This window comes from Micromonospora sp. DH13, from assembly GCF_020873825.1.
GTDB classification, from domain to species: Bacteria; Actinomycetota; Actinomycetes; order Mycobacteriales; family Micromonosporaceae; genus Micromonospora; species Micromonospora haikouensis.
The window spans coordinates 150,439-176,372 of sequence record NZ_JAHWGR010000009.1; the positions used below are offsets into that span (position 1 = coordinate 150,439).

Annotated in this window: 25 protein-coding genes and 1 riboswitch; of the genes, 14 read left to right on the forward strand and 11 right to left on the reverse strand. The window is 74.4% G+C overall.

The genetic code is table 11. The features are described 5' to 3' along the window. Positions 1–153 precede the first annotated feature (153 nt). Positions 154–1,206, reverse strand: a complete 1,053-nt coding sequence (locus LPA42_RS11880) for a hypothetical protein (protein ID WP_077938148.1) — start codon at positions 1,204–1,206, stop codon at positions 154–156. Positions 1,207–1,458: 252 nt separating this feature from the next. On the opposite strand from LPA42_RS11880, the gene LPA42_RS11885 reads away from it, so the two are divergent. The 7 genes from LPA42_RS11885 to pstB all read left to right on the forward strand — a co-directional run bounded on the left by LPA42_RS11885 (position 1,459) and on the right by pstB (position 8,737). Beyond that, on the forward strand, positions 1,459–2,172 hold the full coding sequence (locus LPA42_RS11885) for a response regulator transcription factor (protein ID WP_043965210.1): 714 nt from the start codon (positions 1,459–1,461) through the stop codon (positions 2,170–2,172). A gap of 208 nt (positions 2,173–2,380) precedes the next feature. Then, entirely contained in the window at positions 2,381–3,265 is an 885-nt protein-coding gene (locus tag LPA42_RS11890; RefSeq protein WP_077938147.1) for a polysaccharide deacetylase family protein, read from the forward strand. Positions 3,266–3,387: 122 nt separating this feature from the next. Continuing rightward, positions 3,388–4,311, forward strand: a complete 924-nt coding sequence (gene mshD / locus LPA42_RS11895; RefSeq protein ID WP_077938146.1) for a mycothiol synthase — start codon at positions 3,388–3,390, stop codon at positions 4,309–4,311. A gap of 299 nt (positions 4,312–4,610) precedes the next feature. Next, positions 4,611–5,717 (forward strand): phosphate ABC transporter substrate-binding protein PstS, encoded by a 1,107-nt coding sequence (gene pstS, locus LPA42_RS11900; RefSeq protein ID WP_077938145.1) that lies wholly within the window; start codon positions 4,611–4,613, stop codon positions 5,715–5,717. Between the two features lie 46 nt (positions 5,718–5,763). Further along, positions 5,764–6,855, forward strand: a complete 1,092-nt coding sequence (pstC, locus tag LPA42_RS11905) for a phosphate ABC transporter permease subunit PstC (RefSeq protein ID WP_077938144.1) — start codon at positions 5,764–5,766, stop codon at positions 6,853–6,855. After that, positions 6,852–7,940 carry a phosphate ABC transporter permease PstA gene (pstA, locus tag LPA42_RS11910; RefSeq protein WP_077938143.1) on the forward strand — a complete coding sequence of 363 codons (1,089 nt, stop codon included), beginning with the start codon at positions 6,852–6,854 and terminating at the stop codon, positions 7,938–7,940. Before pstC ends, pstA begins: the two co-directional genes overlap by 4 nt. Before the next feature lie 20 nt (positions 7,941–7,960). Then, positions 7,961–8,737 carry a phosphate ABC transporter ATP-binding protein PstB gene (gene pstB, locus LPA42_RS11915; protein ID WP_074472378.1) on the forward strand — a complete coding sequence of 259 codons (777 nt, stop codon included), beginning with the start codon at positions 7,961–7,963 and terminating at the stop codon, positions 8,735–8,737. A gap of 105 nt (positions 8,738–8,842) precedes the next feature. Here pstB and LPA42_RS11920 read toward each other — a convergent pair whose 3' ends face one another. Next, a complete protein-coding gene (locus tag LPA42_RS11920; RefSeq protein WP_077938142.1) occupies positions 8,843–9,298 on the reverse strand; it encodes a MarR family transcriptional regulator in 456 nt (151 codons plus the stop codon). Between the two features lie 88 nt (positions 9,299–9,386). Next, complete coding sequence (locus LPA42_RS11925) at positions 9,387–10,220, reverse strand: NUDIX domain-containing protein (protein ID WP_077938141.1); 834 nt, start codon at positions 10,218–10,220, stop codon at positions 9,387–9,389. An 81-nt stretch (positions 10,221–10,301) separates the two neighbouring features. On the opposite strand from LPA42_RS11925, the gene LPA42_RS11930 reads away from it, so the two are divergent. Beyond that, a complete protein-coding gene (locus tag LPA42_RS11930; protein WP_077938140.1) occupies positions 10,302–11,270 on the forward strand; it encodes a Gfo/Idh/MocA family protein in 969 nt (322 codons plus the stop codon). 120 nt (positions 11,271–11,390) lie between these two features. On the opposite strand, the gene LPA42_RS11935 is transcribed toward LPA42_RS11930, so the two are convergent. The 3 genes from LPA42_RS11935 to LPA42_RS11945 all read right to left on the reverse strand — a co-directional run bounded on the left by LPA42_RS11935 (position 11,391) and on the right by LPA42_RS11945 (position 14,187). Further along, positions 11,391–12,398 carry an inorganic phosphate transporter gene (locus tag LPA42_RS11935; RefSeq protein WP_077938139.1) on the reverse strand — a complete coding sequence of 336 codons (1,008 nt, stop codon included), beginning with the start codon at positions 12,396–12,398 and terminating at the stop codon, positions 11,391–11,393. Between the two features lie 4 nt (positions 12,399–12,402). Then, entirely contained in the window at positions 12,403–13,029 is a 627-nt protein-coding gene (locus LPA42_RS11940; protein WP_043965192.1) for a DUF47 domain-containing protein, read from the reverse strand. 246 nt (positions 13,030–13,275) lie between these two features. Then, positions 13,276–14,187, reverse strand: coding sequence for a PPK2 family polyphosphate kinase (locus LPA42_RS11945; RefSeq protein WP_198956611.1), 912 nt, complete (start codon positions 14,185–14,187; stop codon positions 13,276–13,278). A 166-nt stretch (positions 14,188–14,353) separates the two neighbouring features. Between LPA42_RS11945 and sigJ the strand changes: the two genes are divergently transcribed. Next, the gene (gene sigJ, locus LPA42_RS11950) at positions 14,354–15,328 is read left to right on the forward strand and encodes an RNA polymerase sigma factor SigJ (protein ID WP_096761664.1); all 975 of its coding nucleotides are present in this window, start codon (positions 14,354–14,356) and stop codon (positions 15,326–15,328) included. A 76-nt stretch (positions 15,329–15,404) separates the two neighbouring features. Here the strand turns inward: sigJ and LPA42_RS11955 are convergent, their stop codons facing one another. Then, positions 15,405–15,911: a DUF402 domain-containing protein gene (locus LPA42_RS11955; RefSeq protein ID WP_043965189.1), complete on the reverse strand. Its 507-nt coding sequence runs from the start codon at positions 15,909–15,911 to the stop codon at positions 15,405–15,407. Between the two features lie 138 nt (positions 15,912–16,049). Between LPA42_RS11955 and LPA42_RS11960 the strand changes: the two genes are divergently transcribed. After that, positions 16,050–18,209, forward strand: coding sequence for an ATP-dependent DNA helicase (locus LPA42_RS11960; RefSeq protein WP_228986547.1), 2,160 nt, complete (start codon positions 16,050–16,052; stop codon positions 18,207–18,209). 33 nt (positions 18,210–18,242) lie between these two features. Here the strand turns inward: LPA42_RS11960 and LPA42_RS11965 are convergent, their stop codons facing one another. Continuing rightward, on the reverse strand, positions 18,243–19,619 hold the full coding sequence (locus tag LPA42_RS11965) for an AI-2E family transporter (RefSeq protein ID WP_141722196.1): 1,377 nt from the start codon (positions 19,617–19,619) through the stop codon (positions 18,243–18,245). A gap of 123 nt (positions 19,620–19,742) precedes the next feature. Here LPA42_RS11965 and LPA42_RS11970 point away from each other — a divergent pair, with 123 nt between their 5' ends. Beyond that, positions 19,743–20,090 (forward strand): co-chaperone GroES, encoded by a 348-nt coding sequence (locus LPA42_RS11970; protein ID WP_043965186.1) that lies wholly within the window; start codon positions 19,743–19,745, stop codon positions 20,088–20,090. Positions 20,091–20,252: 162 nt separating this feature from the next. After that, positions 20,253–20,414, forward strand: a complete 162-nt coding sequence (locus LPA42_RS11975; protein WP_176734157.1) for a hypothetical protein — start codon at positions 20,253–20,255, stop codon at positions 20,412–20,414. Between the two features lie 100 nt (positions 20,415–20,514). On the opposite strand, the gene LPA42_RS11980 is transcribed toward LPA42_RS11975, so the two are convergent. Continuing rightward, positions 20,515–21,993: a PrsW family intramembrane metalloprotease gene (locus tag LPA42_RS11980; RefSeq protein ID WP_228986548.1), complete on the reverse strand. Its 1,479-nt coding sequence runs from the start codon at positions 21,991–21,993 to the stop codon at positions 20,515–20,517. Between the two features lie 66 nt (positions 21,994–22,059). Next, positions 22,060–22,179: riboswitch (SAM riboswitch) on the forward strand. Between the two features lie 46 nt (positions 22,180–22,225). Here LPA42_RS11980 and LPA42_RS11985 point away from each other — a divergent pair. Beyond that, complete coding sequence (locus tag LPA42_RS11985) at positions 22,226–23,524, forward strand: aminotransferase class V-fold PLP-dependent enzyme (protein WP_077938132.1); 1,299 nt, start codon at positions 22,226–22,228, stop codon at positions 23,522–23,524. Positions 23,525–23,569: 45 nt separating this feature from the next. Here LPA42_RS11985 and LPA42_RS11990 read toward each other — a convergent pair whose 3' ends face one another. Further along, entirely contained in the window at positions 23,570–24,790 is a 1,221-nt protein-coding gene (locus LPA42_RS11990; protein WP_091278125.1) for an aromatic acid exporter family protein, read from the reverse strand. Positions 24,791–25,027: 237 nt separating this feature from the next. Here LPA42_RS11990 and LPA42_RS11995 point away from each other — a divergent pair, with 237 nt between their 5' ends. Continuing rightward, positions 25,028–25,666 (forward strand): metal-dependent phosphohydrolase, encoded by a 639-nt coding sequence (locus tag LPA42_RS11995; RefSeq protein WP_228986555.1) that lies wholly within the window; start codon positions 25,028–25,030, stop codon positions 25,664–25,666. Here LPA42_RS11995 and LPA42_RS12000 read toward each other — a convergent pair whose 3' ends face one another. Continuing rightward, complete coding sequence (locus tag LPA42_RS12000) at positions 25,667–25,933, reverse strand: DUF4031 domain-containing protein (RefSeq protein ID WP_077938129.1); 267 nt, start codon at positions 25,931–25,933, stop codon at positions 25,667–25,669. Position 25,934: the final 1 nt, after the last annotated feature.

The window sequence follows — 25,934 nt, forward strand, 5'->3', positions numbered from 1 at the left end:
CCGGCGCGCCCCTGGCACCGGTGCCGCCCGAGCGGCGCCCCGGAGAGTACCCGAAGCGGGAAAGCCCCAACCGCCTGTCGCGCCGCGCGGTCCGACCAGCCGGCCGCCCCTCGGACGGTCGGAGGAGCGGCCGGGGAGCGGCCGGAGGACCGGTCAGAGGAACAGCACGCACATGGCGTACGCCGCCGGGGCGGCCAGGGCGAAGCCGCCGAGCGGGCCCTGCATGTGCCGGGCGACCCACATCGTCGGCGGCTCGCCGGCCATCAGGCGCCCCGCCTCCGCGTATCCGACGGCGAGGTCGGCGAGCACGGCGGTGGCGGCGGTGACCAGGCCGATCACCGCTCCGCTGGTCGGGGTGAAGCCGACCAGGAAGCTGCCGAGGACCGCGCTGGCGAGGGTGCCGACCATCGCGCCGATCACGACGCCGGCCGCGCCCCGGGGCACCTGCGGGGCGAGCCGGGGCCAGGGCAGCACCGCGTCGGTGATCCGGGCCACGGTCAGCGCGACGCCGGTGGCGGTGAGGCAGACGGTGATCGCCTGGGTGCCCGCCGGGATCCGGCTGAGCACGATCAGCGTGGCGAACGCGACCACGCCGACGACGATCAGCAGCGTGGTGCCGAGCGAGTCGGTGACCCGGACGCGGTCGACCCGGCGGACCAGTTGACCGAGCACGCCGAGCAGGAAGCCCCCGGCCGCGAGGTAGCCCAGCGGGGCGAGGCCGGCGACGTCGGACCGCACGGCGGCGGTGTCGGCGGCGGCGGCCACCACGGCGCTGGTGAGCGCCACCAGCAGCAGGGCGGGCGGGCGCATGGCCATCGTCCAGGCCAGGACGAAGATCAGTTGTACGCCGAAGATGATGAGCGCGAACGGCAGCCGGTGCCCGGGACCGGCGGTCTGCGCGCCGAGCACCAGGCCGACGCCGAGCAGCGCGGCGAACCCGGCGACGGTCAGGGCGAGCGGCCGGCGTATTTCGACCGGCTCGATCTCCTCCTCGTCCAGCTCTTCGACGGCCTCGTCGTCGGGACGCCGGGCGGGTTCGCCGCCCCGGCGCAGCCGGCGGGGCCGCCCACGGCGTGCCGGAGGGGCGTCGTCGTCGACGTCCGGGCCGGTGCGCGGGGCCGGTGGGTGCGCACGACCGGCCGGCCCAGGGTGGGCCTCGTCGGCCCACGGGTCCCGGCCGGCCTCGGAGGAGGTCGAGGGAAACACGCCCTGATCGTGCCAGACCGGGGTGTCGGATCGGTGGCCACGGTTTCCGCGACGTTAAAACCTGCGGCGCGATCGTGGGCAAGGCCGACAAACGGGAAACGACCTGGAGGCACGGACGGAGCGATCGGTTACGCTCAAGCCGTTACCCGCCCGTCAGCGACGCCGGGACCCACGCAAGTTCTCAGCGCACCCCGCCTCAGGGTGCTGCTGGTCGCGCGCGGCCTTGAGGGCCGCCGGGACGGAGGTGATCGTGTGGAGATCCTGCTGCTGGTGACCGCGCGCGCAGGTGAACCATCGGTGGTGCTGCCGGCGCTCGACCTGCTGCCACACTCGGTGCGCACCGCGCCCCGCGACGTCCGCACGCTGGTTGCCGGCCCGAGCCCGGACGCCGTCCTCGTGGACGCGCGTTCGGAGCTGAGCGAGGCCCGGGCGACCTGCCGGATGTTGCACGCCACCGGGCTCGGTGTGCCGCTGGTCGCGGTGGTCACCGAGGCCGGGCTGATCGCGCTGAACGCGGACTGGGGCGTCGACGACGTCATCCTCGCCAGCGCCGGTCCGGCCGAGGTGGAGGCGCGGCTGCGGCTTGCGGTCGGTCGGTTGAGCAACGCCACGTCCGGGGCGGGCGGCTCGATCCGGGCCGGCGAGCTGAGCATCGACCCCGACACGTACGCCGCGAAGCTCAAGGGCCGGCCGCTCGACCTGACGTACAAGGAGTTCGAGCTGTTGAAGTTCCTGGCCCAGCACCCGGGCCGGGTCTTCACCCGGGACCAGCTGCTGCGCGAGGTCTGGGGCTACGACTACTTCGGCGGCACCCGCACCGTGGACGTGCACGTGCGGCGGCTGCGGGCGAAGCTCGGCTCGGAGTACGAGTCGATGATCGGCACCGTGCGGCAGGTCGGCTACAAGTTCGTCGTGCCGCCGTCGCGGTCGCTGCCCGAGTCGGAGCACGCCCCGATCCCGGTCTGACCGCCCGTTCAGCTTCCGCCCGGCCCTGTCCCCCGGCTGACCCGCCCGGTGCCAGCCCGAGCCACGTGATTGCCGGTTTGCCCTTTTTGCACCACTAGCCAGTTTTATCCTGACTGGCGAAGTGGCCGAGGAAAGGGGCGACGGTGCGTGCGATGACCACGGGGGCGACGAGGGGCCGGCCCCCGCAACCGAGCGGCGGCGACCACTGATGCGCGTCGACGCGACCGGGCGGTTCGTGGCGCTCGCCACCCTCGTGGTGGTCTCCCTGCTCGGCTCCGCGTACGCGCTGGGCCGCAGCATGGTGCCCGGCCCGACCCGGCAGGCCACCGGGATTACGGCGAGCGCGGACGACCCGAGCTTCGCCGACCAGCCCGCGCAGACCGGCCCCGGCCGGGGCGGGGCGCCGCCCTCCTCCGCCGGCGGTCCCGCCGCGCCCACCGAGGCCGGTCAGGACGGCGGAACCGCGCAGTCACCGGAGAGCGGGGGCGACGGCCTGTTCGGCGCCCGGGTCACCACCGGGTCGGCGCAGGTGGCGCTGACCTTCGACGACGGGCCGGACCCGCAGTACACGCCGCAGGTCCTGGCGCTGCTGCGGGAGTACGGCGTCACGGCCACGTTCTGCGTGGTCGGCGAGAACGCGCAGAGCCACCCCGACCTGATCCAGGCGATCGTGGCCGACGGCCACACCCTGTGCAACCACTCCTGGCACCACGACGAGCTGCTCGGCAAGCGGTCGACCGACGTCATCCGGGCCGACCTGCTGCGCACCAACGCGGCGATCCGGGCCGCCGTGCCGGACGCCGAGATCGCCTACTACCGCCAGCCGGGCGGCGCGTGGACGTACCCGGTGGTGTCGGTGGCCGAGGAGCTGGGGCTGGTCCCCCTGCACTGGACCGTCGACCCGTCGGACTGGAAGGCCCCGGGGGCGACCCGGATCGTCCACGACGTCTCCGCCGAGGCGCAGCCGGGCTCGATCGTGCTGCTGCACGACGCCGGCGGCAACCGGCAGGGCACGGTGGACGCGCTGCGCAGCCTCCTGCCGGATCTGGCCGCCCGGTTCCGGCTGGAGGCCCTGCCGACGGGCACCACCTGAGCCGACGGCCGGTGCCCGGGCCGGCTGTCGAGCCTGCCCCCGCGGAACTCGCCCAGGCCCACACCGAACGCGACGACGCCTGCCGGCCCCGCCCGGCCGGCGGTCCCGCTACCGTTGGTCGGATGAGCAGCGCCGAGCCGACGACCGACCGGGTGACCCGGGCCGACCTGCTGACGCCGGGCGAGGCGGCCGATGTGCTGGCCCTGGCCCGCGCGGCGGGCGACGCCGACGGGGCCGACCCGTTCGACGAGCACACGCTGCTGCGGCTGCGCGACCCGCACGCCCCGGCCGTGCACCTCACGGCCCGCGCGCCGGACGGCGCCCTGACCGGGTACGCCCACCTGGACACCACCGACCCGGCCGGGGGCGTCGGCGTGGAGCTGGCCGTGCACCCCGCGCACCGGCGGCGGGGCACCGGCCGGGCGCTGGCCCGGGAGGTCCTCGCCGCCGCCACCGGGCCGGTACGCGCGTGGGCGCACGGCGACCACCCGTCCGCCGCCGCGCTGGGCGTCGACCTCGGCCTCACCCGGGCCCGGGTGCTCTGGCAGCTGCGCCGGCCGTTGGCCGACCCGCCGCCCGAGCCGCGCCTGCCCGACGGGGTGACGCTGCGCGCGTTCGTGCCGGGGCGGGACGACGCGGAGTGGCTCGCGCTCAACGCCCGGGCCTTCGCCAGCCACCCCGAGCAGGGCCGCTGGACGGCGGACGACCTGCGGGTACGCCTCGCCGAGCCGTGGTTCGATCCGGCCGGTTTCCTGCTCGCCGTCGCCACGGACACCGGCCGGCTGCTCGGCTTCCACTGGACCAAGGTGCATTCCCGGCCCGGCGCGGCCGGCATCGGCGAGGTGTACGTGCTCGGGGTCGACCCGGCCGCGCACGGCGGCGGGCTCGGCAAGGCGCTCACCTCGGCCGGTTTGGCTCACCTGCGCCGCCGCGGGCTGGACCGGGTGATGCTCTACGTGGACGAGTCGAACACCGGGGCGGTCGCCCTCTACGAGCGGGCCGGCTTCGCCCGCTGGTGCGCGCACGTCAACTACCACCTCGGCTGAGGCTCTACTTCCCCCGGCTTTCGCGTCACGGCGATGTCACACCACGGCCTCGGCGCGATAACGACTGCCCGGATATATCGCATTAATAGCGATAGTCGGCCGCGAGTTCACGAAATGGACAACCCTTCCTCAGCCCACGGCCACCCGCCCGGCCGCACCTGTTCACTCCTCGTTCACTTGCGACCGGCGATCCGGCTACCTGGCCCTCCTAACTTTCAGTTCAGCCGGGTCACGCCGGCCCTCCCCCGGGCCCACCCAGCCGGGAACGGCCCGTCCAGACGTGAAGGGAAACCCCTCAGGTGAAGCTCCAGCGGCACGGCACTATCGCCTGCCTCGCTCTTACTGCGGTGCTCGGTCTCAGTGCATGCGGCTCGGACAACAACGAGCCCGCCAGCGGCGCCTCCGCGTCCGGCTCGGCCGCCGCGGCCGACTGCGCCACCGGCACCCTGAACGCGCAGGGCTCGTCGGCCCAGAAGAACGCCATGGCCGAGTGGATCAAGGCGTACCAGCAGAAGTGCGCCGGCAGCACGATCAACTACGAGCCGTCCGGCTCGGGCGCGGGCATCCAGGCGTTCATCGCCGGCACCGCCGACTTCGCCGGCTCCGACTCGGCCCTCAAGCCCGAGGAGCAGCCGCAGGCCGACGCCAAGTGCACCGGCGGCCAGGCCATCCACCTGCCGATGGTGATCGGCCCGGTCGCCGTCGCCTACAACGTCAGCGGCGTGGACAGCCTCCAGCTCAAGCCGGCCACCCTCGCGAAGATCTTCGCGGGCAAGGTCACCAAGTGGGACGACCCGGCGATCAAGGCCGACAACCCGGACGCCAAGCTGCCGTCGACCACCATCCAGACGGTGCACCGCTCCGACGAGTCCGGCACCACCGACAACTTCACCAAGTTCCTGGCCAAGACCTCGGCCGCGGACTGGACCTTCGAGAACGCCAAGGCGTGGAAGGCCCCGGGCGGCACCGGCGCCAAGGGCTCGGACGGCGTGGCCAGCTCCGTCAAGGGCGCGGACGGCTCGATCGGCTACATGGAGTGGTCCTTCGCCGAGAACGCCGGCCTGAAGATGGCCAAGATCGGTAACGGCGCGGGCGAGTTCGCCGAGCTGACCGCCGAGAACGCGGGCAAGACCATCGCCGGGGCCAAGATCGAGGGCCAGGGCGACGACCTGAAGATGTCGGTCGACTACAGCACCAAGGAGGCCGGGGCGTACCCGATCGTCCTGGTGACCTACGAGATCGTCTGCAGCAAGGGCATCGCGGCCGACAAGCTGCCGCTGGTCAAGGGCCTGCTGGGCCACGCCGCCAGCGCCCAGGGCCAGGCCGAGCTGACCGAGCTGGGCTACGCCCCGCTGCCGGACTCGGTCCGCACCAAGGTCGAGGCCGCGGTCAAGAACCTCTCCTGACCGGACCCGACACCACCACCTCCCTCAACTCGAAGCGAGCGAGCAGATGGGTGAAACCCCTCCCCGCTCGGCCGACGCCGGCACCGGCGGGATCCACGTGGCCTCCGGCCACGGGCGACCCGCCGGTGCCTCGGCGCGTGTGGCCGAGGCACCAGTCAGCACCCGTACCCCCGGCGGGGACGGCCTCGGCGGCGGCGGTGGCCTGCCCCGGGCGCGGGCCTTCGGCGCGGAACGTGCCTTCCGCGGCCTGACCCTGGCCGCCGGCACCGCCGTCCTGGTGATCATCGCCGCCATCGCGGTCTTCCTGATCGCCAAGGCGGTGCCGGCCCTGCGCGCCAACACCGCGAACTTCTGGACGTACGAGGGCTGGGCACCCAACGAGACGCAGCCGAAGTTCGGCATCGGCACGCTCGCCTTCGGCACGGTGCTCAGCTCGGCGCTGGCGCTGCTGATCGCGGTGCCGGTGGCGCTGGGCATCGCGCTCTACCTGTCCCACTACGCGCCGCGCCGCCTCGGCACCGCGCTGGGCTTCCTGATCGACCTGCTCGCCGCCGTGCCGAGCGTGGTCTTCGGCCTCTGGGGGCGGGACATCTTCGTCAACCCGGTCCGGGACTTCTCGGTCTGGCTGAACACCTACTTCGGCTGGATCCCGATCTTCGGCGGCGACGGCCCGTTCGGTAAGTCGATCATGCTCGGCGCGCTGGTGCTGGCGATCATGGTGCTGCCGATCATCACCTCGCTCTCCCGCGAGGTGTTCCTCCAGACCCCGACCGCCAACGAGGAGGCGGCCCTCGCGCTCGGCGCGACCCGGTGGGAGATGATCCGCACCGCCGTCCTGCCGTACGGCCGCCCCGGCATCATCGCCGCCGTGATGCTCGGCCTCGGCCGCGCGCTCGGCGAGACCATCGCGCTGGCGATGACCCTCGGCATCACCTTCGGCATCTCGTTCAACCTGATCGAGAGCGGCGGCAACACCATCGCCGCCAACATCGCCAACGCGTTCGGCGAGGCGAACGACACCGGGCGGGGCGCCCTCATCGCCTCCGGCCTGGTGCTGTTCACCATCACGCTGATCGTCAACATCACGGCGCGGGCGATCATCTACCGCCGCCGGGAGTTCACGGAGTCGGCCGCATGAGCACCACTGTCGCCAACCACCGCACCCGGCCGCCGGCCCAGCCGGCCAGCCTCCGGGCGAAGCGGCTGCCGAAGTACGCCCCGCCGGCCATCGCCGTCGGGGCGGTCGCGGTCGCCGCCGCCGTCGTGTACGGGGCGAACATCGGCGGCCCCGTGCTCGTCGTGGCCGTCGCCGCGCTGCTCTACCTGGCCGGCCTCTTCGCCGCCGCGCACGCCGTCGAGGGGCGGCGCTCGGCCCGCAACCGCACCTGGAGCGCGCTGATCCACTCCGCGTTCGTGCTGGCCGTGCTGCCCCTGGCCTCCGTGGTGTGGACGCTGGTCAGCAAGGGCGTCGAGCGGCTCGACGGCAACTTCTTCGGCACCTCGATGAACAACATCGGGGCCCGGGACGCCAACGGCGGCGCGTACCACGCGATCGTCGGGACGCTGGAGCAGGTCGGCATCGCCGCGCTGATCACCGTCCCGCTGGGCATCCTCTGCGCGATCTACATCGTCGAGTACGGCCGGGGCCGGTTCGCCTTCGCGATCCGGTTCTTCGTCGACGTGATGACCGGCATCCCGTCCATCGTCTCCGGCCTGTTCGTGCTGGCCTTCTGGGTGCTGGTCGTCTCGCCGGTGTTCAACGACGGCCGGCCGGGCTTCTCCGGCTTCGCCGCCGCGCTGGCGCTGAGCGTGCTCATGCTGCCCACCGTGGTCCGCTCCACCGAGGAGATGCTGCGGCTCGTCCCGGCGCCGCTGCGCGAGGGGGCGTACGCCCTCGGCGTGCCGAAGTGGAAGACCATCCTGCGGGTCGTGCTCCCCACCGCACTGCCCGGCATCGTCACCGGCGTCATGCTCGCCATCGCGCGGGCGGCCGGCGAGACCGCGCCGGTGCTGCTCGTGGCCGGCGGCGGCGCGGCGATCAACTTCAACCCGTTCGAGAACAACCAGTCGTCGCTGGCCCTGTTCGTCTACCAGCAGGCCGGCGACGCGTCGAAGTACGCCCCGGCCCGCGCGTGGACGGCGGCGCTGACCCTGGTCGCCCTCGTGCTGATCCTGACGATCGCGGCGAAGCTGCTGGCTCGCCGGAACCGGCTCGGCCGATGAATCCCGGAGGTACCACCACCATGGCCAAGCGCGTCGACGCCACCAACGTCACCGCCTACTACGGCGGCTTCAAGGCGATCGAGAACATCAACCTGACCGTCGAGCCGAAGACCGTGACCGCCCTCATCGGGCCGTCGGGCTGCGGCAAGTCGACGTTCCTGCGGTCGATCAACCGGATGCACGAGGTGCTGCCGGGCGCCCGCGTCGAGGGCGACCTCACCATCGACGGGCAGAACATCTACGACCGCGACGTGGACGTCACCGCCGTACGCCGGATGATCGGCATGGTCTTCCAGCGGCCCAACCCGTTCCCCACCATGAGCATCTACGAGAACGTGGTGGCCGGGCTGCGGCTCAACGGGGTGCGCAAGAAGTCCATCCTGGACGAGGCGGCCGAGAACTCGCTGCGCGCGGCGAACCTCTGGAACGAGGTGAAGGACCGCCTCGGCAAGCCGGGCGCGGGCCTGTCCGGCGGCCAGCAGCAGCGGCTCTGCATCGCCCGCACGATCGCCGTCGAGCCGCAGGTGGTGCTGATGGACGAGCCGTGCTCGGCGCTGGACCCGATCTCCACGCTGGCGATCGAGGACCTGATGTTCCAGCTCAAGGACAAGTTCACCATCATCATCGTCACGCACAACATGCAGCAGGCCGCCCGCGTCTCCGACCGCACGGCCTTCTTCTCGATCGAGAAGACGGGCGACCCGGGCCGCCTCATCGAGTACGACAACACCCAGAAGATCTTCAGCAACCCGAGCCAGAAGAAGACCGAGGACTACATCACGGGCCGCTTCGGCTGAGCCGCGTGCAAGGAGCTGCGCAAGGAAGGGCCCCCTGTTAACGCTTTCTGTCGTACAGGGGGCCCTTCCTAACCCGAGCGCCGCGCCCGGCGGGCCGCGCCGCCGTCAGGGCAGGTTGCCGTCGCCGCCGAGGTTGGCGACCACCCGGCGCAGGACGTCGATCGTCGCGGCGTACTCGTCCGCGGTGATGCCGGCCCGCACCCGCTCGTGAGCCCGGGACGTGCGGTCGCGGGCCCGCAGCCGACCGGCCTCGCCCGCCTCGGTGAGCCGGAACGCCCCGTCCGCCTCGGTCAGCCAGCCGCGCCCGACCAGGTCGTCGAACACGCCGCCGAAGTCCGTGCCGAGATCGTCGTACGGCGTCAACCGCTCGGCGAGCGTCGTCCGCCCCCAGCGGCCGGGGTCGCCGGCGACGTGGTTGAGCGTCCACCAGTGCGGCTGGGTGAGCTGCTCGACGGCCAGCGCCGCGCGGATCTCCCCCACCACCCGGCGGTACGCCTCCCCGCTCCACCAGCCGATCGGCTGCGCGGCGAGTTCGTCCCGGCTGTACTCCCTGACCTCCATCGCGGCCCCTCCCCGTTGGCGAACCGGCCCGCTGGGCGAACCGGCACGCCCACGCTAGGAGTTGAAGCCGCCTTCAGGTCAAGGGCGCTCAGCCGAGCACGAAGCGGGGCTCGCCGTCGGCCGGCAGGTCCAGGCGGGGGGTGATCGGCGTCGCCGCGTCGCGGGTGGCCGACGCCCGGGCCACCCGCGCCAGGTCGCCGGCGGCGGCCACCTCGGCCAGCGTCACCAGGGTCGGCGGCAGCATGGTCAGCTCGCCGGCCTCCGCGCGGGCCAGGGCGTCCGCCGGGCGTACCCACATGGTGTGGTCGGCCTCGCCGGAGACGTCCCGGGTGCGCTGCCCCGTCGGCAGCAGGGCCACGAAGAAGTACGTGTCGAAGCGGCGCGGCTCGAACTCCGGGGTGATCCACCGGCTCCACGGCAGCAGCAGGTCCGACCGGAGGGTCAGCCCCCGCCCGGCGAGCAGCTCGGCGAAGCCCCGCCGGCGGGCCTCCAGGTCCTGCCGGGCGGCCTCCCAGTCGTCCCCGCTGACGTCGCCCACCACGGTCGACGGGTCCGCGCCGGCCAGCAGCACCCCGGACTCCTCGAAGACCTCGCGGGCGGCGGCGCACACCACCGCCTGGGCGGCGTCCGGCGCGACGCCCAGCCGCCCGGCCCAGCCCGCCGGCTCGGGCCCGGCCCAGTCGAGGTGCGCCGCCGAGTCGGACGGGTCCACCCCGCCGCCGGGAAACGCGTACACGCCGCCGAAGGCCATCGCGGCGACGCGACGGATGACGTACACCTCGAAGTCGTCGCCGGCCGGGCGCAGCAGCAGCACGGTGGCCGCGACCCGGGGCCGCGCGGGCGTGCCACCCTCGGCGCGGAACCGCCGGGCGTGCTCGACGAGGGCCGGCGGGGCGGGGAAACCGTGGCTGTCGATCGTCATGCCGCGAGCGTAGTCCCGCAGGATGGATCGGCTGGTCCGGCGGCGGTGGGGGGTCGGCTCCCGCCCGGCTAGCGTGGGCGCATGACACGTTGGGGCATTCTGGCCACCGGCCACATCGCCGGCTGTTTCGCCGAGGACCTGCGGCACGTGCCGGGGGCCGAGCTGGTCGCGGTCGGCTCGCGGACGCCGGAGGCGGCACGGGCGTTCGCAGACCGGCACGGCGCGCAGCGGGCGTACGGCTCCTGGGCGGAGCTGGCCGCCGACGACGAGGTGGACGCGATCTACGTGGCGACCCCGCACGCGGCGCACCACGAGGCCACCATGATCTGCCTGGCGGCGGGCCGGGCGGTGCTGGTGGAGAAGCCGTTCACCCTCGACCTGGCCGACAGCACCGAGCTGGTCGAGGCGGCCCGCTCCCGGGGGCTCTTCCTCATGGAGGCCATGTGGATGCGCACGAACCCGCTGATCCTGCGGGTGGTCGAGCTGCTCGCCGAGGGGGCGATCGGGCAGGTCACCGGCGTGCAGGCCGACTTCGGGGTGGCCGGGCCGTTCGCGCCGGAGAGCCGGATGCGGGCCCGCGCGCTGGGCGGGGGCGCGCTGCTGGACCTGGGCGTCTACCCGGTCAGCCTGGCCCACCTGCTGCTCGGCGTCCCGCAGCACGTGCGGTCGTGGGCGAAGATCGGCCCGGAGGGGGTCGACGAGAACACCGGCATCGTGTTCGGCTACGACTCGGGGGCCGTGGCGACGCTGAGCTGCGGCATGATCGGGGCCAGCCCGCTGGTCGCCTCGATCACCGGCACCGCCGGACGCATCGACCTGCCCGCGCCGTTCTTCCGGCCGCCGTCGGCGACGCTGCACCGGGCCGGCGCGGAGCCGGAGACGATCCCGGCCGACCTGACCGGCGGCGGCTACCAGTACGAGGCGATCGAGGTGCAGCGCTGCCTCGCGGCGGGGCTGACGGAGAGCCCGCTGGTGCCGCACGCCACCACGCTTGAGGTGATGGGCCTGCTGGACGCGATCCGCGAGCAGATCGGCGTGCAGTACAAGTGAGGTGCAAGGAAGGGCCCCCTGTTAACGCATTCTGTTGTACAGGGGGCCCTTCCTAACCGCCGGGCGGCGGGCGGCGAGCGGCGGCCGGCGGGACCGCCGGACGGCGAGCGCGGCAGGCCGTCAGCCGAAGAGGGGGCGGACCAGCAGGTAGGTGACGCAGGCGATCAGCGCCGCCGCCGGGAACGTGATGATCCACGCGACCACGATGTTGCCGGCCACGTTCCAGCGCACCGCGGAGAGCCGCTTCGTCGCCCCCACGCCCATGATCGCCGAGGTGATCGTGTGGGTGGTGGAGATCGGCGCGTGGAGCACCAGCGCGTTGAAGTAGAGCACCGAGCTGGCCACCGTCTCGGCGGCGAAGCCCTCCGGCGGGCCCAGGTCGATGATCTTGCGGCCGAGCGTGCGGATGATCCGCCAGCCACCGGCGTACGTGCCGGCCGCCAGCATCGCCGCCGACGTCCAGAACACCCAGCCGGGGATGTGGGTCTTGTCGTCCTGGAAGCCGCCCGTGTAGAGGGCGAGGACCACGATGCCCATGGTCTTCGCGGCGTCCTGCATGCCGTGGCCGACGGACATGGCCGCCGCCGACGCGGTCTGCGCCCAGCGGAAGCCCCGGTTCAGCTTGCCCGGCTGCCCGTTGCGGAACAGCCACAGGATCGCCAGCATCAGCAGGTAGCCCAGCGTCAGGCCGACGATCGGCGAGAGCACCATCGGCAGCAGGACCTTCTCGGCGATGTTGACCCACTGCACGATGCCGCCGGTGGCCAGCAGGGTCGCCCCGACCAGGCCGCCGAACAGCGCGTGCGAGGACGACGACGGCAGGCCGAAGTACCAGGTGATCAGGTTCCAGGCGATCGCGCCGAGCACCCCGGCGAAGACCACCCCCAGGCTCGCGATGCCGGTGGGCAGGGTGACGAGGTTGTCGCCGACGGTCTTGGCGACCCCCGCGCCGAAGTGGGCGCCGACGAAGTTGCCGACGGCGGCGAGGGCGAGCGCCATCCGGGGTGTCAGGGCGCGGGTGGAGACGCTGGTCGCGATCGCGTTGGCGGCGTCGTGGAAGCCGTTGGTGTAGTCGAACGCCAGGGCCACCGCGATCACCGCCAGCACGGCGATGAGTTCGGGACTCACAGGATCAGGACTCCTTGACCGCGATGGTCTCGACGGTGTTGGCCACGTGCTCGAAGGCGTCGCAGGCGGCCTCCAGCTCGTCGGCGACCTCCTTCATCTTGAGCACCGTGAGGGCGTCGTACTCGCCTGAGAAGAGGCGGACCAGCAACATCCGGTACGCCTGGTCGCCGTCGTTCTCCAGCCGGTTGCACTCGATCCAGTAGTCCTCGAGATCCTTCATCGACTTGAGCCGGGGCATCGCCTCGGCGGTCAGCTTCGCCTGCTGGTCCAGCACGTTGACCAGCTCGTGCAGCTCGCGCGGGAGCGCCGGCAGCTTGGTCAGCCCGTAGAGGTAGAGCAGGTTGCCCACGGCCTCCAGGTGGTCCATCACGTCGTCGAGCAGCGACCCCAGCCGGTAGATGTCCTCCCGGTCGAACGGGGTGATGAAGGTGGAGTTGATCTTCTTGTAGAGGTCGTGGGTGATCTGGTCGCTGTCGTGCTCGACCTCGGTCAGCCGCTCGCTCACCGACTGCACGTCCACGCCCGGCAGGGCCAGCTCGTTGAGCAGCTCGGTGCCCCGCACCAGGTTCTGCGCGGCCCTGGTGAAGAGCTCGTAGAAGGCGCCCTCGGTGGGGCGGAAGGAAAACTTCACAGCCTGGACCTCGTCGTGTCGGTGGAAGGGTGGCGGACGCCCCGGGGGTGCCTGCAACGGGAATGCTAGGAAACGGCCGGGCCGCGAATTCGTCGGCCCACCCCTGGCCAGCCGCCATTTACTGGTCGTTCACCTGCCGTTCACCTGGAACCGGTCAGCCGGCCCGCAACCGCCGGCCGACCGCACGCCGGCGCCGCCCGACCGCCACGCGGGCGCGCCGCTGGTCAGGTGCCGTCGCGCTGCCGGTCAGGTGCCGCACAGGCGGCTGCGCTCCGCCGCCACGTCGAAGTCCGCCGGCGGATACCCGAGATCCAGGTCGTCGAACGTCTCCCGCAGCAGGTGCGCCACCGCCCAGTCGCGATACCACTTCCGGTCGGCCGGCACCACGTGCCACGGCGCGGCGTCCGTGCCGCACCGGCTCAGGGCCTCGGCGTACGCGGCCTGGTAGTCGCCCCAGCGGGCCCGGGAGTCCAGGTCGCTCGGGTTGTACTTCCAGTGCTTCGTCGGGTCGGTCAGCCGCGCCAGCAGCCGCTCGCCCTGCTCGGCGTGCGAGATGTGCAGCATGACCTTGACCAGCCGCACCCCGGAGCCGGTCAGCTCCCGCTCGAAGGCGTTGATCTCGTCGTACCGGGCCCGCCAGGTGGCCTCCGGCACCAGCGACTCCACCCGGGCGATCAGCACGTCCTCGTAGTGCGACCGGTTGAAGACCCCGACGTACCCGGGCGGCGGCAGGGCCCGGCGGATCCGCCACAGGAAGTCGTGCCGCCGCTCCTCGTCGGTGGGCGGGCCGAACGAGCGGATGTGCAGCCCGAGCGGGTTCATCGCCCCGGCGACCCGCCGGATCGTGCCGTCCTTGCCGCCGCAGTCCATGGCCTGGAGCACCAGCAGCACCCGGTCGGGTCGGCCCCGCCCCGGCGCGACGTCGGCCGTCGTGGGAGCACCGGTGGGCGCGCCCGGGCCGGCGGCGGCCTGCGCGGTGGCGTACAGCATCTCCTGCTGCCGCCCCAGGGCCGCGCCGAGCAGCCGCACCTGCTCCCGCGCCCACGCCTTGCGGCTCCCGTCGCCCTCGGCGGCGGACGCCGGCAGCCCTGGCGTCGACCGGGGATCGATCGCCGCCAGGTCGACGGCACCCCCGCCCACCCGCAGCAACTCCCGCATCGTCGCCCCCTCGGGCGGCACGACGTCCCGGACAGCGTGGGCGACATCTGACCGCGCACCATCGAACCGGCTCATGACTGGATCATCACCCACCCCGGCCACTCCCGCCCGTCGAGCGCCCGTGTCACGTTCCCGGTCGCCGGGACGTCGAGGGGTGGGGAGAATCATGCGCGTGGAAGGTGGCGGCGTGCCGGAGCTGGTCGACGGGTTCGAGGCGGAGCGGGGGCGGCTGACCGCCCTGGCGTACCGGATGCTGGGCAGCCGCAGCGAGGCCGAGGACGCCGTGCAGGAGACCTGGCTACGCTGCGCCGGCGCGCTGGGCGACCCGGTGAGGCGGGCGGAGGTCGGCAACCTGGCCGCCTGGCTCACCACCACCTGCGGGCGGATCTGCCTGGACGTGCTGCGCTCGGCGCGGGTCCGCCGGGAGACGTACCCGGGGCAGTGGCTGCCCGAGCCGGTCGTGACGCCGCTGGACGGCGAAGGTTTCGCGCCCGACCCGGCCGAACGCGCCGTCCGGGCCGACCGGGTCGGCACGGCCCTGCTGGTGCTGCTGGAGCGGCTCGGCCCCGAGCAGCGGGTCGCCCTGGTCCTGCACGACGTGTTCGCGGTGCCGTTCGGCGAGGTCGCCGAGGTGCTCGGCACGACGGCGGTGGCCGCCCGGCAGCTCGCCTCGCGGGCCCGGCGGGCCCTCGCCGCGCCCGACGCGCCCCGGCACACGGCCGACCTGGCCGAGCAGCGGCGGGTGGTGGCCGCGTTCGTCGCGGCGACCGAGTCCGGCGAGCTGGCCGAACTGGTGCGGGTGCTCGCCCCGGACGTGGTGCTGATCGGCGACGGCGGCGGGCACTTCCCGGCGGCCCGGCGGCCGGTCACCGGCGCCGACGCGGTGGGCCGGTTCGTCCTGGGCCTGTTCGGGCGGGCGGGCCGCTACGGCGCGCGGGTGCGGTCCCGGCCGGTGCTGGTGGACGGCGCGCTCGGGTTGCAGTTCGAGACCGTGCACACCGACGGTCGGCCGCTGCGCCTGGTCACCGCCTTCGCCGTGCACGACGGCCGGATCACCGGCGTCTTCAACCAGCTCAACCCCGACAAGCTGACCCGGGTGCCCGGCCTCGGGCCGGAGGCCGACGGGCCGCCGCACCCGTGACGGCCGGGGGCCGGGAGCGGGCCGGCGGGCTGGCCTCGGGCCGGAGGGCCGGCGGCGGGCCGCGGGCGACCCGGGCTCAGACCACCAGGGCCAGCCACTTCCGGTACGCCGTGGCGAACGGCTCGCTGCCGTCGCCGAGCACGCCCAGCAGCCACCGGGAGGCGGCCTCCGCCTCGGCCACCAGGTCGTCGGGGTAGCCGAACTGCTCCCGGTGCTCGGCGAACTCGTCCTCGTCGCGCAGCTCGACCAGACCGGTGCCCCGACGACGCACCACGTCGAGGTCGAGGTCGAACAGGTGGACGGTGTCGTCGCCCTCCCAGCGGGCCGGGGTGGCGATGTCGCAGTAGACCTCGCTCGTGCGCGGCGGCGGGTTGAACATGCACGTCCACCAGGCGTGGTGCGGCACCAGCAGCACGAAGGGGATCTGCTCGACCGACGGCCGGCCATGGTAGACGGACTCGGTGCCGGCCGGGACGCCGAGCCACACGCCGAGGTCGTCCGTGGTCAGGAGGCGGGCCGGGTAGTCGCGGTGGGCGCTGCCGTCGTACTTGCGGTAGATCACGCGGACCACGTCGCTCGGCATGAGTCGCACCCTAGTCGATTCCGCCCACCGATCGCGCGGGGGGAAGTAACGGAATCGATGCCGGGAGATTCCGTACCGTGACCCCGCCACGCGGGGCGGGGGCGGACCGGTGTCGGCGGCGACGGGTACCTTCGCACGGTGACTCCGCCGCGCACCGCTCCCGGTTCCGCCCTCCCCCGCACCTCCCGGCGGCGCGGCAAGCGGGCCGACGCCGGTGAGCTGCTCGCCGCCGCGGTCGGCGCGGTCCCCGGCGGCGCGGCCCGCCCCGGCCAGCAGCAGATGGCCGCGGCGATCGCCGAGTGCGTGGCCTCCGGCGAGCACCTGCTGGTGCAGGCCGGCACCGGCACCGGCAAGTCCCTGGGCTACCTGGCCCCGGCCCTGACCGTGGACGGCCCGGTGGTGGTCTCCACCGCGACCCTGGCGTTGCAGTCCCAGCTCGTCGAGCACGACCTGCCCCGGCTCGCCGAGGCGGTGGAGCCGGTGCTCGGCCGCCGGCCCACCTTCGCCGTGCTCAAGGGCCGCCACCACTACCTGTGCCTGGCCCGGCTGGACAACTCGACGGAGGACGAGCCGACGGACACGCTGTTCGACGCCGTCGAGCCCCGGGCGGGCGGCGGGGGCGGGAGGTGGCTCGGCGAGGCGGGCCGGCTCGGCAAGCAGATCGAGCGGCTGCGCGACTGGGCGATGGAGACCGAGACCGGCGACCGCGACGAGCTTGACCCGGGCGTCGACGACCTGGCCTGGCGGCTGGTGTCGATGCCGGCCCGGGAGTGCGTGGGGGCGTCCCGCTGCCCGTTCGGCGCGGAGTGCTTCGCCGAGGCGTCCCGGGCCCGCGCCCGGGAGGCCGACATCGTGGTCACCAACCACAGCCTGCTCGCCGTCGACATGATCGCCGGCCGGCACATCGTGCCGCCGCACAAGCTGCTGATCGTCGACGAGGCGCACGAGCTGGCCGACCGGGTCTCCTCGGCGGCCCAGGCCGAGCTGGTGCCGGAGCTGATCGACCGGTCCACCCGGCGGGCCCGGCCGCTGCTGCGTCCGGAGGTCGCCGAGCGGCTCACCGAGGCCGGCGACGCGCTCGCCGTCGGGCTGGCCGAGGCCCCCGCCGGTCGCCTCACGGCCGGTCTGCCCGGCCCGCTGCGCGAGGCGTGCACGCTGCTCGACGCCGCCACCCGGGCCGCGCTCGACGCGATCGGCGACGTCAAGTCCGACGACCCCGACCCGGTCCGCAAGCAGCAGGCCAAGGCGGTGCTCGACGAGCTGTCGGCCACCGCCCAGCGGCTGCTGGAGGAGTCCGAGCACGACGTGGCGTGGGTGGAGAAGCCCGACAACGGCAGCCGCCGGGCCTTGGTGGTGGCCCCGCTGTCGGTCGCCGGCACCCTCGCCACCCACCTGTACGACGAGCGCACCGTCGTCGCCACCTCGGCGACCCTGGCGCTGGGCGGCCGGTTCGACACGGTGGCCCGGGCGCTGGGGCTGGAGGCGCCGCCACCCGCCCCGCCGTCCCCGGCCGCCGCCGCGCTGGCCGCCGCGACCGCCCGGGGGGACGCCCCGGCCGGCGCGACGCCGGTGGCCGCCGCCCCGGGCAGCCGCCCCACCACCGGCACCGTGCCCGCCACCGAGGGGCCGGGCTGGCGGTCGCTCGACGTCGGTTCCCCGTTCGACTACGCCCGGCAGGGCATCCTCTACGTGGCGGCGCACCTGCCCCGCCCCGCTGCCTCCGGGCTGCCCGACGCGGCCGGCGAGGAGCTGCTGGCGCTGGTCGGGGCGCTGGGTGGGCGTACCCTCGGGCTGTTCTCCTCCCGGCGGGCCGCGCAGCAGGCGGCGGAGCTGCTGCGCGCGAAGACCGACCTGCCGGTCCTGCTCCAAGGCGAGGAGGCGCTGCCGCTGCTGGTGCGCCGGTTCCGCCAGGAGCAGTCGAGCTGCCTGTTCGGCGTGATGTCGCTGTGGCAGGGGGTCGACGTGCCGGGCGACTCCTGCCAACTCGTGGTGATCGACCGGTTGCCGTTCCCCCGGCCGGACGAGCCGCTCGCGGCGGCCCGCGCCGCCGCCGTGGACGCGGGCGGGGGCTCCGGGTTCTCCGCCGTCAGCGTGCCGATCGCGGCGGTCCGGCTGGCCCAGGGCGTGGGCCGGCTGATCCGGGCCACCGGCGACCGGGGCGTGGTCGCGGTGCTCGACTCGCGGCTGGAGACGGCCCGGGGCTACGGCCCGTTCCTGCGCCGTTCGCTGCCCCCGTTCTGGTATACGACGCGCCCGGAGGTGGCCCGGGGGGCGCTGGAGCGGCTCGGCAGGTCGTGACGCGGCCCGGTCGGCGGTCTGCCCGCCGGCCGGTCAGGGCGCCTGCGAGGCGACCACCACGGCGTCGGGCGGGGTGTCCGGCACCGTACGCGCGGCGAGCCGGCGGACGGCCGTGTTGAGCACCGCGATCAGCGGCACCGAGACCAGCGCGCCGGTGATCCCGGCGAGCACCACGCCCGCCGCGATGCCGATGATCACCGCGAGCGGGTGGATGGCCACCGCCCGACCCATGATCAGCGGCTGGAGCACGTGCCCCTCGACCTGCTGCACGCCGATCACCACGCCGAGGATGATCAGGGCGGTGACCGGGCCGCTGTCGACCAGCGCCACCAGCACCGCGACCCCGCCGGAGAGCGCGGCCCCGACGATCGGGATGAACGCCCCCAGGAAGACCAGCGCCGCCAGCGGGAACGCGAACGGGATGTCGAAGACGACCAGGAAGGTGCCGATGCCGACCGCGTCGATGAACGCGACCAGCACCGTGGCCCGCACGTAGGCGCCCAGCGTCTCCCAGGACGCCCGGCCGGCGTCGTCGACCTTCCACCGGGCCGCCACCGGCAGCAGCCGCACCAGGAACCGCCAGATCCGGCTGCCGTCACGCAGGAAGAAGAACGTGGCGAAGAGCACCAGCACGATGCCGGTGAGCACCTCGGCCAGGGTCGCCGCCGTGGAGACCGCCCCGCTGGTGAACCGCTCGGTGTTGTTGTTGATCCAGGACTGGGCCTCCTCGATGTACCGGTCGAGCTGGCTGTCCGACAGGTGCAGCGGGCCGGTCTTGAGCCAGTCCTGGATCTGCCGGACGCCCTCGGAGGACTTCTTGCTCAGCTCCGGCACGCCCTTGATGAACTCGTTGACCACCAGCGTCAACGTGCCGACCACGGCGGCCAGGCCGCCGACCAGCACCACCGCCGTCGCCAGCGAGCGGGGGAAACGCGCCCGCAGCAGCCAGCCAACGGCCGGCGCGAGCAGCGCCGAGAGCAGCATGGCGATGGCCAGCGGGATGATCACGATGCTGACGGTGGCGACGATCTTCAGCAGCGCCCAGAACACGACGCCGATGACGATCAGCCGCCACGACCAGGCGGCCGCGATGCGCAGCGCGTGCGGCACGTCGGCGTCGTCGCGGCTGGAGGTGGAGTTGTGCAGCGCGGCGGGCGGCTCGGCGCCGACCACGATCGCCGACGGCGGTGCCACCGGCCCCGGCGAGCGGGGCGAGGCCACCCCGGCCTCGGCCGACGCGTCGATGCTGCCGGGCAGCGCCCGAGGGCCCGTCACGTCGGCCCGCCCGGTCGGGTCGGCGCGGGCCTGCCGCACCGCGTCCCGTCCCGACTCGTACGCGCGGCGCAGCCGTCCCCGTACCCGCTCGAAGCGGCTCAAGCGCACCTCCCGCAGCAGAACCCGCCCGCCCAGACGACAGGGGGGACAGGATACGTCCGACCGCCCCAGCCTAGGGCGGTTGCGCCAACATTGCCCCGGCCCGCAACCCCGTAACCACCAGCGGACCGGTCCGCGGGGACGCGGTACCGTTCCGTCGTGACCGCCGATGAGAACCTCGACGCCGGCCTGCCGATCCGCCTGCTGCACGACCGGGTGCTGGTGCGGTTGGAGGGGAGCGAGGGTGAGCGCCGCTCCACCGCCGGCATCGTGATCCCGGCGACCGCCGCCGTCGGCAAGCGCCTCGCCTGGGCCACCGCCGTCGGCGTGGGCCCCCACGTCCGCTCGATCGTCTCCGGCGACCGGGTCCTCTTCGACCCCGACGACCGCTCCGAGGTCGAGCTGCACGGCCGGGGGTACGTGCTGCTGCGCGAGCGGGACGTGCACGCCGTGGCCGCCGAACGCGTCGAGGCGGAGACCACCGGCTCCACCGGCCTCTACCTGTAAGGAAGGGCCCCCTGTTAACGCTTTCGGTATAGCAGGGGCCCCCTCCTAACACTCCTCCCCCCCGGGCGCACCGTGCGCGGCCTGGCGGGGGCTGCTTCGTTTGCGGCCGTCCGCGAAGGGAACGCCAGGCACGTCCAGCACCCTGGGGAGGGGAGCCTGCCGGTGTTCGTGAAGAAGGTGTTCCTCTGGGGCGGCGTCGCGTTCCTGATCTACTTCGTGGCGTTCCGGCCGGACGGCGCGGCGCAGGTGTGCCGGTCGGTCGGCGGGGGCCTGATGGCGATGGCCCAGGGCATGGGTGACTTCCTCACCGGCCTCACGACCTGACCCGGCCCGGCCTGATCACGCCCGACCTGATCACGCCTGACGGCCCCGGCCCGGCCTGGCGCGAGCCGCCCCGAGCCGGCCCGGAGTTCCGGCCGGGCCGTCAGCCCGCGCGCGGCGGCCAGGGCGGGGGCTGGTGGGGGCCGTGCCAGCCGGGCGGGCCGTAGCCGGGCGGGCCGTAGCCGGCCGCGTGGGCCGGGACCGGGGGCGGGGGCGGCGGGACGAGCACCACGGGGATCGGCACGACCGGCTCGTCCGGCGCGTCAACGGCGCGCTGCGAGCCGTCGGGAAACCGCAGGTGGTAGCGGTGGCCGTCCCAGCTGCCGACGGGGGTTTGCGGGTCCCGGCCGACGAAGAACGCCCGGTACGCGGTGAGCGCGTCCAGCAGCTCCCGTTCCTCCCTGATCGTCCGTTCCTGGTCGGCGGGCCGACGGTCCAGCCCCCGGCGCATCCCGTCGCGCAGCAGCGCCAGTCGGGTGGCCGAGAACTGGTATCCCCGCATCGCCTTGAGGCCCGCGTCGCCGGCCACCCGGCGGGCCCAGGTGCGGGCCGCGTGCCGCCGGCCGAGGCTGCCCAGCGACGCCACCTCGGGCGGGGTGAGCCAGCCCGCCCGCACGTAGTCGGGCAGGGTGCGCTCGGTCAGCCGCCCCTCCCAGCCGCGCAGCCAGATGGCCAGCCCGACCATGGCGAAGAAGATCGGCACCATCACGCCGAGGTAGCCGTACAGGGCGATCATGGCCTGGCCGGTGGCCTGGGCCAGCGACGGCAGCAGGTTCCAGGTGCCGTGCAGCATCATCGCCAGCAGCAGGCCCGCGAGCGGGGCGAGGAACCGCACCCGCCGGTCGGCCGTGCGGGCGGCGATGCCGAGCCCCACCCCGGTCATCGAGGTGAACAGCGGATGCGCGAACCCGAACAGCAGGATCCGGACGATGAAGATCGCGATGACCTGCCGCGCGCCGGTGGCGGGGCCGTACTCGTCGACGCCGGAGGCGTAGCCGTAGCCGCCCAGGTAGAGGATGTTCTCCACCATGGCGAAGCCGACCGCCGACAGCCCGCAGTAGACCAGGCCGTCGGTGATCCCGGACCACTCGCGGCGGCGGAAGATCAGCAGCAGGATGGGCCCGAGCGCCTTCGTCAGCTCCTCGATGAACGGGGCGACGAGCACGCCGGTGAGGGCGTTCGGCAGCCCCCAGTCGGTGAACCGGGCGGCGAAGAACTCGTTCACGGTCAGCGAGGCGGCCGTCGAGACGAACGCGCCCCACGCGAAGCAGAAGATCAGGTATTTCAGCGGCTCCGGCTCGTACCGGTCGAGCCACAGGAAGCAGGAGACCAGCACCGGCACCGGCAGGATCGCGGCGACCACCCCGATCAGCAGCGCCTGCGGCCCGAGGTTGGAGCCGAGCACGAAGAGCATGTAGACCGCGCACGCCGCGATCAGCAGCACCACCAGGGCCAGCACCAGGAACCGCCGCCAGCCCAGCCGACGCAGCGGCATCCGGGGGGCGGACCCGCCGGGCGGCGCGGGGACGTCGGGCGCGGTCCACGGCGGCACCGGGGCGCCGCCGGGTGGGGTGTCGGCCATTCTGTCAGCGTAGTCACCCCCCGCCGCCCGTTCCGGGCGCATCCGCCGACCGTTATCCTGTCGGCAGGTCACGAGCGCCAGCGTCAAGCCCCGGCTTGCTGGCCGGCAACCCTCGTCGAGTTCGCGGTGGGGTGCCCCGGGTGATGACCGGGCCCAGCCCCGTCCGGCGCTGGGCAAGCGCGGACCCCGTCTCCGGTGGCGTCACCCGGGGTCCCCGGACCCGGAGGTCGACATGACCGTCACCCTCGTACCCCCGCCCGCCCCGCTGCCCGCGTGGACCGCGCCGGCGTCGTCGCGGCCGCTCGACGTGCTCGGCGTGCCGGGCCAGACCAACCTGGACCACGCGGCCAGCGCGCCGTGCGCGCGGGCGGCGGCCGACGCCGTGGCCGAGCTGCTCCCCTGGTACGCCAGCGTGCACCGCGGCGCGGGCGCGCTGTCGCGGCGCTGCACCCTCGCCTACGAGCGGGCCCGGCAGACCGTCGGCGACTTCTTCGGCGCCCGGCCCGGCGACCACGTGATCTTCACCCGCAACACGACGGACGCGCTGAACCTGCTGGCCCGCGCCCTGCCCGCGGGGACGACGGTGGTGACGTTCGCCGGGGAGCACCACGCCAACCTGCTGCCCTGGCCGCGCGGCTCGGTGCGGCTGCCCGTGCCGGCCAGCCCGGGCGAGGCGGTCCGGGCGCTGGACGCGGCGCTGACCGAGCTGCGCCGGGACGCGACGCCGGGGGCCGCGGGCATCAGCCGCTCCGCCGGCCCGCCGGTGCTGGTGGCGGTCACCGGGGCCAGCAACGTGACCGGGGAACGCTGGCCGGTGGCCGAGCTGGCCGCCGTCGCCCGCCGGCACGCCGCCCGGATCGCCGTGGACGCCGCCCAGCTCGCCCCACACGCGCCGGTCGACGTCGCCGCGCTCGGCGTGGACTACCTGGCCGTGTCCGGGCACAAGCTGTACGCGCCGTTCGGCGCGGGCGTGCTGCTCGGGCGGGGCGACTGGCTGGACGCGGCCCCGCCGTACCTGGCGGGTGGGGGCGCGACCAGCCACGTCGGGGACGCCACCCACCAGGTGCGCTGGGCCGCCGGCCCGGCCCGGCACGAGGCGGGCACCCCCAACCTGCTCGGCGCGGTCGCCCTCGCGGCGGTCTGCGCGGCCCTCGCCGACGCCGACCGGGACGCGCTGCACGCCCGGGAGCAGGCCCTGCTGGCCCGGCTCCGGAAGGGCCTGGCCGCCCTGCCGCACGTGGTGGAGCTGCGTACCTTCGGGCCGGACGCGCCCCGGGTCGGCATCGTCTCGTTCGTCGTCGCCGGCCGGGACTCGGGCGAGGTGGCGGCGGAGCTGGCGGCCCGGCACGACGTCGGGGTCCGCGACGGGCTGTTCTGCGCCCACCCGCTGGCCCGGCGGCTGCTCGCCGAGGCGGCGGCCCGCAGCGGCCGGACGGACCTGCCGCCGACCGCCCTGCGGGCGAGCCTCGGCCTGGGCAGCACGGCGCGGGACGTCGACCGCCTGCTGGCCGCCCTCGCCGAGCTGGGCTGAGCCGACCGACTCCGGGCGGGGCCGAGCGCGGCCCCGCCCCGCCGCTCAGCCGACGGACGGGGCGGCGGGCGACCTCCGGGGGCCGGGCTCGCCTTCGCCCGCCTCCGGGGCCGGCTTCTCCTGCTCGCCGAACGACTCGCGGACCAGCCGGTTCGCCTCCTGCTGCTCGATGCCGGAGGCCACCAGCAGGTCGCTGGCGGTGGTCCGCACCTGCGCGACCACCACGCTGCCGGAGAACCCGACCCCCTGCTCGTACGCCCGGCCGGCCTCGCTGACGGCGCGCAGGGACCGTTCCCGGGCCTTCTCCGGCTCCGCCCCGACGGCGAACTCGTGGCGGAGCAGGCGGACCGCCTCGGCGAGGTGGCCCACCGCGTCGGACATGGGGTCGGGCACCGGTTCGCCGTCCTCGATCATGGTGACCGAGCGCCGGATCAGGGTGCCGCTGTTGCGCATCGCCCGGTCGATGGGCTCGGCCGCGTCGGCGTAGTGGGTCAGCTCGCTGCGCCGGTGCCAGCGGGCCGGGGAGAGGGTGCTGGTCTCCTTCGCGCCCTCGATCGCCTCCGTGAAGGTGGCCAGCTCCGCCTTGTTCTCCCGGAGCCGTTCCAGGGCACGTTGGGCGCTGTCGCGGTCACGGTCGCGCAGCGCGGCGGCGGCCACGTCGAGCTGGTCGGCGAGCAGGTCGAGCGCCGGCCGGGCGGCCCGGTTGATCACCCGCAGCGGGTTCAGCGGCAGCAGGATCGCCGTCACCACCAGCGCGATCCCGCCGCCGACGAACGCGTCCACGAAGCGCGGTATCTCCAGGTTCTCGGTGGACGGGCTGAGCGTGACGATCAGCACGGCCGTGGCGGCGGCCTGGATGACGATCGCCACGCTCGCGCCGAAGAAGATGGTCAACAGGATCGCCGCCGTCACCACCATCCCGAGCTGCCAACCGCCGGTGCCCAGGAAATAGATCAGCACGTCGCCGAGGAACACCCCGACCGCCACCCCGACGATCAGCTCGACCGTCCGCCGCAGCCGCTGGCCGACCGACGCGGCGAGGGTGCCGACCGCCGAGATCGGCGCGAAGACCGGCTGCGGGTTGTGCAGCAGCTCGTGGGAGACGATCCAGGCCAGCGCCGCGGCCAGCCCCGCCTGGACGGCCAACCCGAGCGCCATCCGCACCCGGTGCAGCCGGTCGTGCAGCGTGGCCTTGCCCCGGTGGCGCAGCTGTTCCATGGCCGCCGCGATCCGTGGCGCGTCGACGTCGCCGTCGCCGTCGCGCATCCCGGCACGCCGCAGCAGCGAGGGTCGGCGGTCCCGGGCCACGGCCATGGCGGGGACTACCCGCGGCGGGGCCGGTGAATCCTCGCCCGCTGCGGCAGACTCGACCGGGTGACGGAGCTGGACGACGCCCGGGTGCCCGACCCGCACGACGACTGGGCGGACGAGGCGGACGACGACCGCGCGGCAGTCCCGCACGACGACCGGGCGGCCGAGGCGGACGACGGGCGGGGGGCCGGCCTGGTGGCCCGGTGGCGGGCGGCGGTCCGGGGCGCTGGCGCACCCGACGGCCCCGCGCTGACCCGCGCCGGGCAGGAGCTGCTGGCCCGCTGGCGGGAGCCGCACCGCCGCTACCACACCGTCCGGCACCTGACCGCCGTCCTCGACGTGGTCGACGCGTACGCCGGCTTCGCCGACCGTCCGGACCTGGTCCGCCTCGCCGCCTGGTGCCACGACGCGGTCTACGACCCGCGCACCGCCGGTGACGCCAACGAGCGGGCCAGCGCCGACCTCGCCGAGGGGCTGCTCACCGGGCTCGGGGTGCCGGCGGCGGCGGTGGCCGAGGTGCGCCGGCTGGTGCTGCTCACCGCCGGGCACGCGGTCGCCGCCGACGACCGCGACGGGGCGCTGCTCTGCGACGCCGACCTGGCCGTGCTGGCCGGGACGCCCGAGGAGTACGACCGCTACGCCGCGGCCGTCCGGCAGGAGTACGCGCACGTGCCGGACGGGGACTTCCGCCGGGGCCGCGCGAGGATCCTGGACCAGCTCCTGTCCCTGCCCACCCTCTACCGCCACCCCCACCTGCACACCCACTGGACCCCGCAGGCCCACGCCAACCTCACCCGCGAACTGACCGCCCTCGCCCCCTCGCCCGGGTGATCAGGGGACGTGCAGGTGTTTGGGGCGGCGCAGGTTCGCCGCGCGCAGGAGGCGGACCAGGTCGCGGCTCGGCACGACCCGCGCGCCGAGAAGCACCGCCATCCGGTACCGCTCGGCGGGGATGTCGTAGTGGTCCCGGTCGAACGCTCGCCGGGGCACGCCCAGCATCTCGGCGAAGACGTGCAGCTCGGCGGCGGAGACGTCGCTGATCAGGTGGGACCAGAGGCGCCCGCGCGCCGGCCAGGCGGGCCGGTCCACATACAGCATG

Coding starts and splice junctions, on each gene's coding strand:
- LPA42_RS11955 (WP_043965189.1), bottom strand. CDS start 15,911: ATGCCGAGCGACGTGGTCCGCGTGATCTACCGCAAGTACGACGGCAGC.
- mshD (WP_077938146.1), top strand. CDS start 3,388: ATGAGCAGCGCCGAGCCGACGACCGACCGGGTGACCCGGGCCGACCTG.
- LPA42_RS11890 (WP_077938147.1), top strand. CDS start 2,381: ATGCGCGTCGACGCGACCGGGCGGTTCGTGGCGCTCGCCACCCTCGTG.
- sigJ (WP_096761664.1), top strand. CDS start 14,354: ATGCGCGTGGAAGGTGGCGGCGTGCCGGAGCTGGTCGACGGGTTCGAG.
- LPA42_RS12000 (WP_077938129.1), bottom strand. CDS start 25,933: ATGCTGTATGTGGACCGGCCCGCCTGGCCGGCGCGCGGGCGCCTCTGG.
- LPA42_RS11980 (WP_228986548.1), bottom strand. CDS start 21,993: ATGGCCGACACCCCACCCGGCGGCGCCCCGGTGCCGCCGTGGACCGCG.
- pstC (WP_077938144.1), top strand. CDS start 5,764: ATGGGTGAAACCCCTCCCCGCTCGGCCGACGCCGGCACCGGCGGGATC.
- pstB (WP_074472378.1), top strand. CDS start 7,961: ATGGCCAAGCGCGTCGACGCCACCAACGTCACCGCCTACTACGGCGGC.
- LPA42_RS11990 (WP_091278125.1), bottom strand. CDS start 24,790: ATGCGCGACGGCGACGGCGACGTCGACGCGCCACGGATCGCGGCGGCC.
- LPA42_RS11930 (WP_077938140.1), top strand. CDS start 10,302: ATGACACGTTGGGGCATTCTGGCCACCGGCCACATCGCCGGCTGTTTC.
- LPA42_RS11920 (WP_077938142.1), bottom strand. CDS start 9,298: ATGGAGGTCAGGGAGTACAGCCGGGACGAACTCGCCGCGCAGCCGATC.
- LPA42_RS11925 (WP_077938141.1), bottom strand. CDS start 10,220: ATGACGATCGACAGCCACGGTTTCCCCGCCCCGCCGGCCCTCGTCGAG.
- LPA42_RS11985 (WP_077938132.1), top strand. CDS start 22,226: ATGACCGTCACCCTCGTACCCCCGCCCGCCCCGCTGCCCGCGTGGACC.
- LPA42_RS11945 (WP_198956611.1), bottom strand. CDS start 14,187: ATGCGGGAGTTGCTGCGGGTGGGCGGGGGTGCCGTCGACCTGGCGGCG.
- pstA (WP_077938143.1), top strand. CDS start 6,852: ATGAGCACCACTGTCGCCAACCACCGCACCCGGCCGCCGGCCCAGCCG.